This window comes from Legionella micdadei, from assembly GCF_000953635.1.
In the GTDB taxonomy this organism is placed as follows: Bacteria; Pseudomonadota; Gammaproteobacteria; order Legionellales; family Legionellaceae; genus Tatlockia; species Tatlockia micdadei.
The window spans coordinates 1,586,605-1,601,139 of the sequence record NZ_LN614830.1; the positions used below are offsets into that span (position 1 = coordinate 1,586,605).

Below are 14,535 nucleotides of genomic sequence, written 5' to 3' on the forward strand. Positions count from 1 at the left end.
TTTGGGTAAACATCAACTGCTGAATTCATCCAGGATTAACCGCATCTGAAATATTAGACGCAAACCAATGCCACCTTTTGTGCTATAAGCGCTTCTTCATCGCCACGAATAACTAAAACCAGGCTGTGTGATTTTGAAATTTGACGACAAGACTTATGACTGTCGGCGGAGTTTAATTCAAGGTTCAATTCAAAACCCAAGTGCTTAAGTGGTGACATGATTTTTTCGCGTATAAGCGAGGCGTTTTCGCCAACTCCGCCAGTAAAAATTAAGGCGTCTAGGTCACTGAGCTGGCTATAATAGGCTCCAATCGTTTTTTGGATCGCGTAAACGTACATGTCGATAGCAAGTTTGGCATCCTCATCCTGGGCTAGGGCGCGGCTTACTAGTTTGCGCATGTCGTTTTCACCAGCAATGCCTTTTAAGCCACTGCGTTTATTTAATAGGGAATCGACCTCTGCGGCACTCATACCTTGCTGCTGCAAATATAAAACAATAGCTGGGTCAATATCTCCACAACGCGTACCCATGATAAGCCCGGCTAAAGGAGTCATACCCATCGAAGTATCTATCGATTCACCGTTTTTAATTAAACAGGCACTTGCCCCGTTCCCCAAATGAAGGGTGATGAAATTACAGGATGAAAAAGGTTTATTTAGAAATGATGCGGCCTGTCGGGCGACATATTCATGATTAATTCCATGAAAACCATAACGCTGAATTTGATAATTTGTTGCAGTTTCGGTGTGAATTGCATACTGTCGGACATGTGGCGGCATCGTGTGATGAAAGCCGCTATCAAAAATCGCCACGTGCACTGCTTCAGGGTAGTATTGCAAGGCAAACTGAATGCCTTCAGCATTGATAGGATTATGAATGGGGGCTAGTTTGGATAGCCTGCGAATTTCTTCTAAAACTTTGTCATTGATGATTGTGGGTTCATAATACTGTTTACCTCCGTGTACTACACGGTGACCGACTCCTTGAATAGGGTGGCCGGCTAAATCAATTTTAAGCCGTTGGGCTAAAGCAGCAAAAGCTTGTTCATGGGTTTTAAAATGATGAGGCTCTGTTTCTTTGGTTTCTTTGGTGTGATGCCATGCACCTTCAGACTCCCCAATGCCCTCGATTAACCCAAAGAGGAGTGGATAAAGTTGTTGTCTATCAACCTGATAAGCTTTGTATTTGATTGAGGAGCTACCGGCGTTAAGGGTAAGTATATTCATTATTTGTCTCCTTGGGCCTGTATAGCCGTGACCAAAATTGTATTAATGATGTCTTCGGGAGTACAACCCCGGCTTAAATCGTTCACTGGCTTATTTAGGCCTAATAAGACTGGGCCAATGGCAAGAGCCCCACTTTCCCTTTGCACCGCTTTATACGTATTATTTCCGGTGTTGAGATCAGGAAAAATAAGGACATTAGCGTTTCCTGCGAGTTTTGAATTGGGTATTTTTTTTGCTGCAACTTGTGAATCAACTGCTGCATCATATTGAATAGGTCCTTCAGCCAATAAATCAGGCTGTAATTGCTTCACTATTTCCATGGCTTTTGCCACCTTTTCGACACTTTCTCCTTTGCCTGAATCACCGGATGAATAAGATAATAGTGCAACTTTGGGTTCTAGGCCTAAGTTTTTAGCAATCTGAGCAGCTTGAAGAGTAATTTCTGCCAGGGTTTTGCTGTCAGGTTCTGGATTAATTGCGCAATCACCATAAATTAATACTCGAGCTGGCATGCACATGATAAAAATGGATGAAACTTTAGCAACACCGGGTTTCGTCTTTATGATTTCTAAAGCCGGGCGAACCGTATCAGCTGTTGTATGGGTTGCACCGGAAACCATACCATCGGCGTCGCCGCTGTAGACCATCATCGCTGCGAAGTAATTCACATCCGTCATGCGTTCTAAGGCTATTGGAAGGTTAACATTTTTATGTTGCCTAAGAAGATGATATTGGTTTGCGTATGCCTCTCTTTTCCCTGAGGTTTCGATATCAATGATGTTAATACCAGGTAAATCTAACTCTAAACGTTTAGCTTGGAGGTGAATTTTTTCGGGTTTTCCGAGCAAAGTAATACGAACAGCCTCTCGTTTTAAGAGGTAATCAGCTGCTGCCAGAATACGCGGGTCAGTACCCTCTGGAAGGACAATATGCTGCTTGGCTTGTTTCGCTTTATGAATTAATTCGTATAAAAAGACAGCTGGACTTAATTGGGGTTTGTAGGAAGTATCACTAAGTAATTTCTTCAACGGCTCAGTAAAATAGGGACGCATCGCTTCTATTGCTTGTTTTACTCGTTCAGGGTCTGCTTTACATAAACTGTATTTTGCTGAAAATAAGGTCGTTGCAGTTTCGTAGGTTTTAAGTCTTGTTAAAAGAACCGGAAATGGGTTTTCAAGGCCTGCAATGATTTCAAGTATAACGGGGCCTGGTCGTTCTCCATTAGTTAAAACAAGGCCAGCAATTTTTGGATAGTAGGCAGATTGATCAGCCAATAAAGAACCCAATAAAATATCGATACGATCATCTGGTGTAATGATTAGCATACCACTTCGATCGAGACGTGACTCCAGGAAATTACCGACTGTTTTGGCTGCAATTGAAAATTGTCTGACTGGCCGATGCAGCTCAGATTTACCAAAAAGCACCTCGGCTTGTAATTTTTGCGCTATATCACGGACCGAGGGATTCGCTAATTGTTCAAACTCGGGAATAATTGCGATAAAAGGCAAATTGGGAAAATGTTTATGAAAAAGTTTGTTTGCTTCATTTTCATAAAGACTTTCAACTTGATTGATAATGATTCCTATAACTCGAGCATGAGTTTTTTTACTCACTTCTAAAGCCGCATTTAACACAGACAGGGTGTGCTCTAAGGTTCTATTTTTGGCTGAGACCATTAGAACCACTTCACAATTCAATTGATAAGCTAAAGTTAAATTGAATTGATACTCAAAAACGGCATTATCGCTTTCAAAATCTGTGCCTTCAAAATAGGTAAACGTTTTGTCGCCTTCGGTGTTAGTTGTTTCAAGTACTCTCGCAACCAAATCGTCTGGTTGGGTTCTCATCATTGAGATTGCTTGATTGACATTCATAAGAGGGGTTATCTTTTGCTCTGCGATGTCTTCTAACAATGGAACTTGAGATTCATCAGATTCAGAAAACAGCTTAAAACAACGCAAAGATTTTTGTTGTTCTTTTATAATGGAAAGAAATCCGAGCGAAACGAACGATTTTCCCGGACGTTTTTCTATAGCTGTTAAATAGATTTTATTATGCATAAATGGCTCCCAAGCTGCATAAATTTAAATTTTCATGACCCTTTACTATACAGTCTAAATGTAAAACGTGCAAAATGATTGTTGAAAAAGAAAATTCAGAAGATTATGTTGTTGGCATTTTTATTCAAAGTAGAGTAAGCATTCGTGAGTACCCCTTTTGTTCCTATTGAAACCGCAAAATTATCATGGTGCGATGACCTGCCATTTTCGCAAACTTTTGCAGATATTTATTTCTCTAAACAAAATGGTTTGGCAGAAACTCGGTATGTTTTTATTGAAGGCAATAATTTAATTGAACGCTGGCAAAATTTAACGGATGAAACGTTTGTCATAGGGGAAACTGGGTTTGGTACGGGGCTAAACTTTCTATTAACCTGGTCATTATGGCTAGAGTATGCTCCTAAATCAGCTCGACTTTATTTTTATAGCTGTGAAAAATTTCCGTTGACACGAAATGATTTGCAACACTGTTTAAATCGATGGCCGGAGCTAACGGCCCAAGCTAGCGCTTTACTGGAAGACTATCCCATATTAACTCCAGGATTCCATTTTTTACCCTTCGAGGAAGGAAGAATTAATCTCGTCCTGATGCTAGGTGATGCGGCAGCTTGTTATAAGCAACTCCTTGTTTGTGGTGATACGAGTCTAGAGAGTCAATTAAGAATGAATTATGTTGATGCTTGGTTTTTAGATGGGTTTTCCCCAGCTAAAAATCCGGCAATGTGGTCTGAAGAGTTGTTGCAAATCATGGGGCTTTTGTCAAAACCAGGTACAACTTTGGCTACTTTTTCAGCAGCAGCACTCGTTAAAAATAATTTGCGATCTGCAGGTTTTAATGTGGTTAAGAGAAAAGGATTCGGCACAAAACGTGAAATGGTTATTGCCCAGTTTCTAGAATCAGGCTCTTGCAGTAAAAAACTACGTTTAACGCCTTGGCATGTAAATCACGCAGGGCATGCAATAACAACGAAAAAAGCGATTGTACTTGGGGCTGGGCTTGCTGGATGCTATTCCGCTTATGCTCTGGCTAAGCGTGGGTGGGAAGTGAGTCTAATCGATGAGCATGATGAAGTTGGACAAGGTGCTTCTGGCAATAAACAGGCTGTTTTATATCCAAAGCTATCGGCTTATCGCTCGCCTCTGACGATGTTTATGCTAACCGCTTTTTTATTTGCAAACCGAGAGTATCGTCGATTATTAAAAACAAAACCTATTGGTGATCTTTCAGGCATATTGCAATTTGCTTTCAATGCGCGTGAATCTGCTGCTCAGCAAAATTTAGTGAAGTGGCTTTCTTCATACCCTGAACTGGGTAAACTTGTCGATGCACAACAAGCGTCCACAATTGCTGGCATTGAGTTGTCTGAAGGAGGGTTATTTATTCCTCATTCAGGATGGATTGATTCCCAATTATTATGTGATCTCCTGCGTCAGACATCTGGAATTTGCTGGTACCCCAATACCCATATCTCAGAATTACATTACAAAGAAAAAAAATGGCATGCAGGCGAGCACTCAGCAGAGATTCTAGTGATCGCAAATGGTTATCAGGCAAAACAGTTTGACCAGACATCCCATCTACCGCTAAAAGCGATTCGCGGCCAAATGACTATGATTGCAAATAACAAGGCTAGTTCAGCTCTAAAAATTCCTTTGTGTGGCGATGGGCATGTTCTTCCTGCGTATGATGAGATGCATGCAATTGGTGCTAGCTATCACTTAGGCTCTGTCGATCAAGCAAGTTATTCAGCAGATGATTTAAGCAACCTAAGCAAGGCATCCCAATTACCTGCGGCGATTTCCTGGTCGCAAGAAATAAAGAAAAACTGGACAGGGATACGCGCTGCCTCAACTGATTATTTACCAATGGTTGGCCCGGTTCCTGATGCGCTTCCTTTCAGATCCCGATTTGCTGCCTTAGCGACTAATGCTAAACGATGGATTCCTGAGCCAGGAGCTTATCTGCCAGGTTTGTTTCTTTGCACCGGATTTGGTTCCAGAGGGTTGACCACTATCCCGCTGTGTGCAGAATGGTTAGCTACACTGATTAACCAGGAACCTAGTTTGATAACCCAATCGATGATTAAATCCTTATCCCCGGCCCGTTTTTTAATTAAAGCAATCCTGAAAAATTCCGACATTACCAGCAGTTCATAAAATCGCTTTGTCAAATGGCCGTAAGGTAATATTGCATTTTTTGGAAAACAACTCTTTATTTCTTGTTCTATACTTTAAACTTGAACATATAAATGGAGTTAACATGAAAAAAATAATATACACTGAGGAAAATTTTGATACTATGCTCAAGTATTGTGTAATAGTAATGTCTGAGTTAAATCGAATGGATTCATCTCGATTATTGGCTGATCTAGTAGTTATTTTGAGGGAGTATTCACTTTTATTTGAAGATCAAAAAAGTAATATGTTTACTCTGCCAATTGAATTGCTTGATAACGAGGAGATAGCACTTAATTGGCCAGAAATTAAAATATCTGCCCAACAACACTCCCTACAATTTATTCGAATATAGAAGTTGTTCGCATGAATCAAAAGGATGGATGTCCATGTTAATATCTTGGTGAAAAGGGTTTGCTTTTATTTTACTTTCAGTGAAAACAGCTTTTTCATTTAATTCAGTAAATTGTGACCTGTCCTATGTTCATGCGGGTTGTCCTTGTTTCTTTATTTAAAGAAAGACTTGCTTATCACACCTGAGATCGTTACTCTTGCGAACCATTAGTTCACCTAATGAGGTCAGCTATGCCCAACATTGAAATTTTTCAGATAGATGCTTTTTCTGATAAAGTGTTTTACGGTAATCCTGCGGCAGTTTGTTTACTCAGTGAATGGCTCAACGATGAGCTCATGCAAGCCATTGCAGTTGAAAATAATTTATCCGAGACGGCTTTTGTAATTGAAGACGAGCAACATGGTTTTCATATCCGTTGGTTTACCCCCAAAGGGGAGATCAGTTTGTGTGGACATGCTACTTTAGCTGCTGGATTTGCGCTGCATGAGTTAGGTAAAACTAAGGGAGATACAGTCAATTTTTCCAGCTTAAGCGGTCTACTATCAGTGAAGAAAAAAGGTGATCGTTATACTTTAGACTTTCCGCGATTAACTTATATGCTGAGCTCAACGCCTGATTTAATCGCGAGCTTGATTGATAAGCCCTATGTCGAAATCTATGAAAGTGATTTGGATTATTTAATATTGCTCGAAGATGAAAATAAAGTTGTGCAAACCCAAGTGGACCTTAAAGCGTTAGCGAAATTACCAAAACGCGGGCTCATTCTCACTTCCGGCTCTGCAGAGGCAGATTTTTATTCACGTTGTTTTTATCCAAGACATAATATTGCAGAAGATCCCGTTACAGGTTCCGCCCATTGTGTGCTTGCTCCTTTTTGGGCAGAACGACTTGATAAAAAGTCATTGCATGCAATCCAAGGATCGTACCGAAAGGGCGAGGTGTATTGCGAAGTACTTGATGATAGAGTCTATCTCTCAGGGCATTGTAAATGGTATTCAAAAGGTTATTTGGTTATTTAAGTGCAAAACCATTTAATCTAAAAAAGTTGCTATCAAACAAGTAGCGTGATAAAAATGCCTTTCACCCGATCAAGGAGCGAGCGTCGATGTCATATTCCGCAGGTAAGCATTTTCGAACATTAGTCAAAGATAATTCGCCATTGCAGGTTGTTGGAACGATTAATGCCTACTCTGCAATGCTAGCCGCCTCAGCAGGATGCAAGGCAATCTATCTCTCTGGAGCTGGTGTGGCAAATGCTTCTTATGGGTTACCTGATCTCGGTATGACCAGTTTAGCCGAGGTTTTAGAAGACGCCAGACGCATAACCCAAGCTTGCGAACTTCCGTTATTAGTTGATGTCGATACCGGATGGGGACATGCTTTCAATATTGCAAGAACTATTCAATTAATGGAGAGTACTGGGGTAGCTGCTATCCATATCGAAGATCAAATTTTAGCAAAACGCTGCGGGCATCGTCCTAACAAAGCCATAGTATCCATGCAAGAAATGGGGGATAGAATAAAAACAGCTGTGGACGCGCGGAAAGATGATAATTTCGTCATCATGGCTCGCACGGATGCTTATGCCGTGGAAGGAATGAATGCTGCAATCGAGCGTGCTCAGCTTTGTGTTGAACTAGGGGCGGACATGGTATTTCCAGAAGCCATGACTACTTTGGATGAATATAGAGAGTTCTGTCGTCATCTTAATGTTCCTGTATTGGCAAACATCACGGAATTTGGCAAAACCCCCTTATTTACTCGTGAGGAGCTTGTAGAAGCGGGTGTCCGACTAATTTTATATCCTCTTAGCGCGTTTAGAGCAATGTCCTATGCTGCTTTGTCTGTTTATAAAGCAATTGTAGGGGACGGTACACAAAAAAAGATGCTAGATAAGATGCAAACGCGTGATGAGTTATATGCTGTGCTTGGTTATAACGATTATGAAAAGAAACTAGACCAATTAATGGAGGGAGAGGATGGTCAATAAATCAGCAGCAGGCTTGGCTGGAGTCATCGCTGGGCAATCAGCTATAGCCACTGTAGGTCAGGAAGAGGAAGGGTTGCATTATCGAGGTTATTCGATTGATGATTTAGCTGAGTATGCAACTTTTGAAGAAGTCGCTTATCTGTTGCATTACGGTCGTTTACCTTCTCGTGCAGAACTTAACTCCTACATTGATAAATTAGTCAATTTACGGCATTTACCAAGTACATTAAAAACGGTATTGAAGCTTATTCCGAAGAATACCCATCCAATGGATGTGTTGCGTACGGGTTGCTCCATGCTAGGAACTCTAGAACCTGAGGAAAATTTCTCCCAACAATATGATATTGCCGATCGGCTGCTTGCTTTGCTTCCAGGAATGATGTGTTATTGGTATGCTTATCATCATCAGGATAGGGAAATCAGTGGGGAAAGCAATGAGCATACTGTTGGCGGACATTTTTTAACTCTTTTGCATGACAGGGAACCCACTGAGATTGAACGCCATATGATGAATGTTTCGCTTATTCTTTACGCGGAGCATGAATTTAATGCTTCTACTTTTGCTGCACGGGTTACTGCGGCAACTTTGGCTGATTTTTATTCTGCTGTGACTACGGCAATCGGCACATTACGCGGCCCTTTGCATGGCGGGGCCAATGAGGCAGCAATGGAGTTACTCGAACGGTTTAAAAGCCCAGATGAAGCTGAGCGTATTTTAATGGATATGCTTGCAGGCAAAGAAAAAATCATGGGATTTGGCCATCGTGTGTACAAAGAATGCGATCCCCGTTCTGATATCATTAAAGAATGGTCGCGTAAACTTGCCGAAGCGAAGCATGATATGTTGCTGTTTCAAGTATCTGAACGTGTTGAAGCAGTCATGCGACGGGAGAAGAAGCTGTTCCCAAATCTTGATTTCTATAGCGCTTCTGCTTACCACTATGCAGGTATCCCAACCCATCTATTTACTCCAATCTTTGTCATGTCAAGAATAACTGGTTGGTCTGCCCATATTTTTGAACAACGTGCAGACAATCGTTTAATTAGGCCAAGTTCTGAGTACACTGGACCTGAACCAAGAAAATATGTTCCCATTGAAGCAAGAGGTTGATATGCACTCTTATGTAGAAGATAACGTTAAACCGGATTACGACCCTGTAATTACAGGCATTGCTGATTATGTGTTGAATAAAGAAATAACGAGTGCAGAAGCGTATGAGACTGCCAGGCTTTGTCTAATGGATACGCTAGGATGCGGGATATTAGCGCTTAATTTCCCTGAGTGCACTAAACTGTTGGGGCCTATAGTGCCGGATGCAGTTCTACTTGGTGGAGCACGCGTACCTGGAACAAATTATGAACTTGATCCTGTGCAAGCTGCTTTTAACATTGGGACGATGATCAGATGGCTTGATTTCAACGATACTTGGTTAGCCGCGGAATGGGGGCATCCTTCAGACAATTTGGGGGCGATATTGGCCGTAGCCGACTATGTCAGTCGCCGAAACTTAAAAGAAGATAAGCCAGCAATCACTATGCAAGAAGTGCTAACGGCGATGATTAAAGCGCATGAAATTCAAGGCTGCTTAGCGCTTGAAAATAGCTTTAATCGAGTTGGTTTAGACCATGTTATCTTAGTGAAAGTAGCAAGCGCAGCTGTAGCTGCCTCTTTGTTAGGTGCTGATCACGATATGATGCTTCGTACACTCTCTCAGGTGTTTGTTGATGGACAGAGCCTGAGGACTTACCGACATGCACCCAATGCTGGATCACGTAAATCATGGGCGGCAGGTGATGCAACTGCTCGAGCAGTGCGGTTGGCATTAATTTCAGCTACTGGAGAGATGGGTTATCCCAGCGCATTGAGTGTGCCTAAATGGGGTTTTTATGATGTTCTTTTTGGAGGTAAGGCATTTAAATTCCAAAGGCCGTATGCCAGCTATGTGATGGAGAATGTATTATTTAAGTTGTCCTATCCCGCTGAATTCCACGCTCAAACTGCAGTTGAATGCGCAGTGATCTTACATGAACAAGTGAAAGAGCGTTTAGATGATATCGCTCGAATCGAATTAGTAACGCATGAATCAGCGATTCGTATTATTAGTAAGCAAGGTGTATTGCATAATCCTGCTGATCGTGATCATTGCTTGCAATATATGGTTGCAGTCGCTCTTTTATACGGTGATTTACGTGCTGAGCATTATGAAGATGAGACTGCTGCAGATCCACGCATTGACCAACTGCGTGAAAAAATGTACGTAAGTGAGAATTTGCTATTTTCACGTGATTATCATGATCCCGATAAACGCTCTATTGCAAATAGCATTAAGCTCATTTTTAAAGATGGTACCCAGTCTAATTTAGTCACTGTAGAGTATCCAATTGGTCATAAACGGCGCCGCGATGAGGGCATCCCAGTGTTGCTTGAAAAATTCAAACGCAATCTGGCAACTCGTTATGAACCAGAGCGCATTGATGCGATTCTAGAGGTAATGAATGATACAAATTCTTTAGCAGCTATGTCAGTCGTGGACTTCATGGCACTTTGGAAACCGGAATCATTGCTGCCAAGTTGAGAATTTAACGAAGAGCCCGGGTTTAGGCAGAGCCTTAACCTGGGAATTTAAATGGAATTTCAACTGTGTTGATGGAAGAAAAGGCATGACGACTGTTGCATGAGTTGATTCCGAGGTGACCTGCCTCTGGAATTAACTCGATTTTTTACCCAAAACAGCATTCAATAACGATAGATAGTGATTATCTTGTCGGTAATCCTTGCGAAAATAACGGTTAATAAATAAGGTCAAAGATGCTTCTTTTGATTTAGGGGGCTTGCCTGTTTGGATTTCCAATGATAGGGCTAATACCGCATGAAGAATAGCCATTTGTTCCACCACAGCTTCAATTTGTAAGGTTTGTGCCGCTGCGGGCATTGTTTTCAACGCCCTAATTGAATTGGCTAATTCGCCCAGTTTTTCTTTGATGAGTGTCGTATTTTCAGAATGACCGGTAAGTTGGTTAATGAGTTGGTGCAAATGCTCAAGTACTAACTCGCCAACATTAAATTTCTCCATATCTCTTAATGTTTGCATCCATAAAGTGAAGTGTGTGCCTTCCCAATTCTCGCAAACAATACAATCTCTGAGTAGACGTGGCAATGAAGAAAAACTTTCGATAGTGCCGTTACCAGCTAAAATATCGATGCAGTGATGGATGTTTTCCACCGAACGTTTTGCAGTAAAATATTTGTTTAAGTTTGCTAAAGTTCTCATGAGCAGCTGTTTTTCTTTGGATTGCTCTTCATAAGGAGTCATATCAAGTTCATCTTGGCGGCTAGCCATGTAAAAAATACTGGCGATTAAGGCAGTGTTTTCTGCTTTAATATGGGCAAGTGCTTCTTTAACAAGAGGATAATCAAAAATTTTATGATTAAAAGCCCGACGATTGAGTGCATAAAAATGGGCGATTTGTAAGGCTCGTCGAGCCATACCTAATACAGAAAATGCATTAAATATTCGCGATAAATGTAAAACATTTTCTAAAGCTAAGTGAATTCCCTGATGAAGTTCACCCATTGGATAAGCCAGCGCGTCCTCAAATTCAATTTCAGCGGTTGCCATTGAGCGCGTGCCAATTTTTTGTTTTAATCGACGTAATTTATAATAGTTTGGTTTATTATCAGGCAATTGCTTTGGAATTAAGAAAAGACCCAATCCTTTGGTTCCGCTTAGGTTTTGGTCATAGCGTGCGGTTGCTAGGATTAAGTCTGCATTAGCATTGGAACAAAACCATTTTTCCCCCCGTATTCGCCATTGTTTATGGTCATCCTGATAAGCTTGTGTCGCATTAGCACCAACATCGGATCCCCCCTGAATTTCAGTCAAAAATTGAGCTCCTGTGAAATTCTGGCTAAAGGAAGGTTGAGTTAGTTTATCTAAATAAAATTGGGTCTCCTTTAATTTAGAATAATTTTTTAACACTCGAATAACGCCAGCTGAGCATGCAATTGGGCAGTTATGCCCAGCTTCGCCTGCATGTGAGGAAAGAAAAAACAAACTTAAAGTCCTCTGCATATGGCCTGGTTTAAGGAGGTAATGCATTAGGTCAGAGCCATAAATCACATTTCCGGCAGCTTCATAAGAAGGGTGATGAACCACACGATCTTCACGTTCTCCAATGCTGTTATAATGCTCAACTTTAGGAAGATTGGTGTCGAGGTTATTTTCCATCACCAAGGGTTCCAGTTGATATGCCACGCGTTGTGAGAAATCGCGTAATTGGTGCACGAATTCCGGGTATTCTGCATAATAGCATTGATAGGTATGCATTAAGTTGGAGTCTTCGGCCAAGAGGGAATCTTTAAGTTGCTGATTCCAAGTTTTAAGATAGTCTCTTGTTTGTTCATAGGCATTGTTCTCGTTCATCCCTGTCTCCATTCGTACAAAACCTTTAAAATTTTCGTTTAATACCAGCAATCGCCAAAACTTTTGTAGAGATTTCCTCGATAGAATACCGAGTCGAATTAAGATAAGGTATATTTTCGCGTTTATACATTGCCTCAACTTCAGCCACTTCACGGCGGCATTGCTCTACTGAGGAATAGGTGCTGTTTGGCCGTCGTTCCGTACGTATTTGCCGTAACCGTTCTGGATCGATTGTTAAACCAAATAATTTATGCCTGTAGGGCTTAAGCACTTCTGGGAGCCGGAAATTGGTTAGGTCCTCTTCGGTAAACGGGTAGTTTGCAGCAAGAACACCAAAATGTAGTGCCATGTACAGACAGCTCGGGGTTTTTCCGCATCGCGAGACACCTATTAAAATGATATCTGCTTTTTCGTAGCCCCGCACTTTTATGCCATCATCATGGGACATTGCGTAATCGACTGCTTCAATTCGATGGGTGTAAATTTGTTGATTCACAACACCATGACTTTTTCCCACGGTGTAGGATGATTTTGCATTAAGTTCAGTTTCAAGCGGACCTAAAAAAGTATTAAAAAGATCAAAGACATGCGCTTTCGCTTTTCCAATCGTGTGGGCGATTTCGGGGTTAATTAATGTCATAAACACAATGGGCCTTACTCCTGTTTCATTACAACAGGCATTAATGCGTTCAACAGTTGCTTGGGCTTTTTCAAGGGTGTCTATGTAAGGAATTGTTAGTTTATCAAATTGAATGCTTTCGAATTGAGTAATTAGACTATTGCCAAGCGTTTCAGCAGTGATGCCGGTACCATCTGAAATCATGAACACATTTCGTTTCATTCATGGGCCTCGTTTGTTAAGCAAAAATAAATTATCTAGAGAATTCTAATGGAATAATTCTTGGGCGACTAGGAGACACCCAATAAAATTAAGCGTTTCCCAGAGTCTCACTAGCAGCTTGGCAAGTCCATAAGCTTCTGCTATGTTGAGTATATAGATATAGTTTAGTATCTGTAATCAAAGAGATAAACGCGTACCTAGCCCTTTTGCGGTGTTTAATTCCAGGATAAATGAGTATGGAACGAGATCGGTTTCAACAGCATGGCATGCTTTTCGTCGTAGGTCTTATGTGCCTGCTAGCTAGTTTAAGTTTGTTTGCATTCGGCTTCTATATTTTGCCATACCTTTTATGGAATTGGAGTTACGGGGTACCTGCATTCGTGCTTAACTTAAGGGAATGGTATAAGGAAGCCTATGAATTTACTGAGTCGGGTTCTGCATGGATGGTTTTTTTTACGTTTATTATCCCTGCTATCATTACAGGGCTCATTTCCCAGTTCTCATCAAACTATATTGAAAATGAGATTTATCATTTGAATGAGGAGAAAACAGAGAAGCGTTCGGAAATAAAAAGTGATGTCCAAGAAACGCTTAGTTTTGGATTGAAAGTATTTCTTCTTATCATTTTGGTCCTAGTTGTTGTTACTTTGGTTGAATGGTTAGTTGCACCCCCGACTGTATAAAAAGAGTAAGGATTCAGTAACGACAAGCGAACGGTTGGGCAACCTGGGTTTTTACCTAAAGGAGCGTATATGTTTTTTAAACGTTTTAAAATTCGGAAGTTAACTAAAAAAATAAAGTCGATGCAACAGCACCGTGTTCATAATCAACCCAAAGATGAAGTGCTAGCAAAAGAAATCGCTTATTATCATGAATTAGCCGGTATATACCATTCGTTAATTGGTCATAAATCTTATCCTTACGCTTCGGAGATGGTCAGGGCATGTCTACGCACGGCCGCTGCTTTAGATGATCCTAAAGCGCAATATGAGGTCGGCAAAGCGCTATTAGACGAAGCAAAATTTCGTAGCGAACTGCAAAAAGAGGGGCTTTTTACAAGTGCCAGTAACGAACATCAAGCGCATCTTCTTTTTGATGAGGCATTAGCGTATTTGCAGTCGGCTGAAAAGCTTGGTCATGTCGAGGCAAGGCGTCTGCATGGTCTTTGTTATATTAATGGTTGGGGCGTAATCCCTGACAAAGATAAAGGGTTTGAATTAGTGGTACAAAGTATTGACCAGGAGAACAGTTGGGATAAAGTACCACAGATTTTTGCCTCAATCGGATTAAATAAGCCTGAATTTTTTTCAGCCTTAATGAAAGCGAGGAACAAATAAGAATAGCTCGCCCACTAGGAATTCCCTAAACAACTTCGGGATGAAGGGAATTACTACTCCTTGAGTGCTCACTTTTTTGTCAATTTAATTAACTCTTCTCACAACTGTAAAATTTGATGTTCCT

12 protein-coding genes are annotated in these 14,535 nt (G+C 41.0%); 8 read left to right on the forward strand and 4 right to left on the reverse strand.

Going from position 1 to position 14,535, the window contains the following annotated elements:
- Nucleotides 1-53 precede the first annotated feature (53 nt).
- Complete coding sequence (locus LMI_RS07030) at nucleotides 54-1,226, reverse strand: acetate/propionate family kinase (RefSeq protein ID WP_045099159.1); 1,173 nt, start codon at nucleotides 1,224-1,226, stop codon at nucleotides 54-56.
- Nucleotides 1,226-3,289 carry a phosphate acetyltransferase gene (gene pta, locus LMI_RS07035; protein WP_045099160.1) on the reverse strand — a complete coding sequence of 688 codons (2,064 nt, stop codon included), beginning with the start codon at nucleotides 3,287-3,289 and terminating at the stop codon, nucleotides 1,226-1,228. Before pta ends, LMI_RS07030 begins: the two co-directional genes overlap by 1 nt.
- Before the next feature lie 144 nt (nucleotides 3,290-3,433).
- On the opposite strand from pta, the gene mnmC reads away from it, so the two are divergent.
- The 6 genes from mnmC (at nucleotide 3,434) to LMI_RS07065 (ending at nucleotide 10,385) form a co-directional block, all read left to right on the forward strand.
- Nucleotides 3,434-5,446 (forward strand): bifunctional tRNA (5-methylaminomethyl-2-thiouridine)(34)-methyltransferase MnmC2/FAD-dependent 5-carboxymethylaminomethyl-2-thiouridine(34) oxidoreductase MnmC1, encoded by a 2,013-nt coding sequence (gene mnmC / locus LMI_RS07040; RefSeq protein ID WP_045099161.1) that lies wholly within the window; start codon nucleotides 3,434-3,436, stop codon nucleotides 5,444-5,446.
- A gap of 103 nt (nucleotides 5,447-5,549) precedes the next feature.
- Complete coding sequence (locus tag LMI_RS07045; protein ID WP_045099162.1) at nucleotides 5,550-5,819, forward strand: hypothetical protein; 270 nt, start codon at nucleotides 5,550-5,552, stop codon at nucleotides 5,817-5,819.
- A gap of 230 nt (nucleotides 5,820-6,049) precedes the next feature.
- Complete coding sequence (locus LMI_RS07050) at nucleotides 6,050-6,838, forward strand: PhzF family phenazine biosynthesis protein (protein WP_045099163.1); 789 nt, start codon at nucleotides 6,050-6,052, stop codon at nucleotides 6,836-6,838.
- A gap of 86 nt (nucleotides 6,839-6,924) precedes the next feature.
- Nucleotides 6,925-7,809, forward strand: coding sequence for a methylisocitrate lyase (gene prpB / locus LMI_RS07055; RefSeq protein WP_045099164.1), 885 nt, complete (start codon nucleotides 6,925-6,927; stop codon nucleotides 7,807-7,809).
- Nucleotides 7,799-8,920 carry a bifunctional 2-methylcitrate synthase/citrate synthase gene (gene prpC, locus LMI_RS07060; protein WP_045099165.1) on the forward strand — a complete coding sequence of 374 codons (1,122 nt, stop codon included), beginning with the start codon at nucleotides 7,799-7,801 and terminating at the stop codon, nucleotides 8,918-8,920. The genes prpB and prpC overlap by 11 nt, the downstream gene beginning before the upstream one ends.
- A gap of 1 nt (nucleotide 8,921) precedes the next feature.
- Nucleotides 8,922-10,385 carry a bifunctional 2-methylcitrate dehydratase/aconitate hydratase gene (locus LMI_RS07065; protein WP_045099166.1) on the forward strand — a complete coding sequence of 488 codons (1,464 nt, stop codon included), beginning with the start codon at nucleotides 8,922-8,924 and terminating at the stop codon, nucleotides 10,383-10,385.
- Nucleotides 10,386-10,517: 132 nt separating this feature from the next.
- Here the strand turns inward: LMI_RS07065 and LMI_RS07070 are convergent, their stop codons facing one another.
- Both LMI_RS07070 and ppsR read right to left on the reverse strand, forming a co-directional pair.
- The gene (locus tag LMI_RS07070; RefSeq protein WP_045099167.1) at nucleotides 10,518-12,233 is read right to left on the reverse strand and encodes an acyl-CoA dehydrogenase family protein; all 1,716 of its coding nucleotides are present in this window, start codon (nucleotides 12,231-12,233) and stop codon (nucleotides 10,518-10,520) included.
- Between the two features lie 25 nt (nucleotides 12,234-12,258).
- Nucleotides 12,259-13,074: a posphoenolpyruvate synthetase regulatory kinase/phosphorylase PpsR gene (gene ppsR / locus LMI_RS07075; RefSeq protein ID WP_045099168.1), complete on the reverse strand. Its 816-nt coding sequence runs from the start codon at nucleotides 13,072-13,074 to the stop codon at nucleotides 12,259-12,261.
- Nucleotides 13,075-13,304: 230 nt separating this feature from the next.
- Here ppsR and LMI_RS07080 point away from each other — a divergent pair, with 230 nt between their 5' ends.
- Together LMI_RS07080 and LMI_RS07085 are read left to right on the forward strand one after the other, a co-directional pair.
- On the forward strand, nucleotides 13,305-13,757 hold the full coding sequence (locus LMI_RS07080) for a hypothetical protein (protein WP_143000986.1): 453 nt from the start codon (nucleotides 13,305-13,307) through the stop codon (nucleotides 13,755-13,757).
- A gap of 69 nt (nucleotides 13,758-13,826) precedes the next feature.
- On the forward strand, nucleotides 13,827-14,411 hold the full coding sequence (locus LMI_RS07085) for an SEL1-like repeat protein (protein ID WP_045099170.1): 585 nt from the start codon (nucleotides 13,827-13,829) through the stop codon (nucleotides 14,409-14,411).
- Nucleotides 14,412-14,535: the final 124 nt, after the last annotated feature.

What these genes read in the sequence shown, in the direction of transcription:
- LMI_RS07070 (WP_045099167.1), bottom strand. Translation starts at nt 12,233, where the DNA reads ATGAACGAGAACAATGCCTATGAACAAACAAGAGACTATCTTAAAACT.
- LMI_RS07080 (WP_143000986.1), top strand. Translation starts at nt 13,305, where the DNA reads ATGAGTATGGAACGAGATCGGTTTCAACAGCATGGCATGCTTTTCGTC.
- LMI_RS07065 (WP_045099166.1), top strand. Translation starts at nt 8,922, where the DNA reads ATGCACTCTTATGTAGAAGATAACGTTAAACCGGATTACGACCCTGTA.
- prpC (WP_045099165.1), top strand. Translation starts at nt 7,799, where the DNA reads ATGGTCAATAAATCAGCAGCAGGCTTGGCTGGAGTCATCGCTGGGCAA.
- LMI_RS07045 (WP_045099162.1), top strand. Translation starts at nt 5,550, where the DNA reads ATGAAAAAAATAATATACACTGAGGAAAATTTTGATACTATGCTCAAG.
- ppsR (WP_045099168.1), bottom strand. Translation starts at nt 13,074, where the DNA reads ATGAAACGAAATGTGTTCATGATTTCAGATGGTACCGGCATCACTGCT.
- pta (WP_045099160.1), bottom strand. Translation starts at nt 3,289, where the DNA reads ATGCATAATAAAATCTATTTAACAGCTATAGAAAAACGTCCGGGAAAA.
- LMI_RS07030 (WP_045099159.1), bottom strand. Translation starts at nt 1,226, where the DNA reads ATGAATATACTTACCCTTAACGCCGGTAGCTCCTCAATCAAATACAAA.
- prpB (WP_045099164.1), top strand. Translation starts at nt 6,925, where the DNA reads ATGTCATATTCCGCAGGTAAGCATTTTCGAACATTAGTCAAAGATAAT.
- LMI_RS07085 (WP_045099170.1), top strand. Translation starts at nt 13,827, where the DNA reads ATGTTTTTTAAACGTTTTAAAATTCGGAAGTTAACTAAAAAAATAAAG.
- LMI_RS07050 (WP_045099163.1), top strand. Translation starts at nt 6,050, where the DNA reads ATGCCCAACATTGAAATTTTTCAGATAGATGCTTTTTCTGATAAAGTG.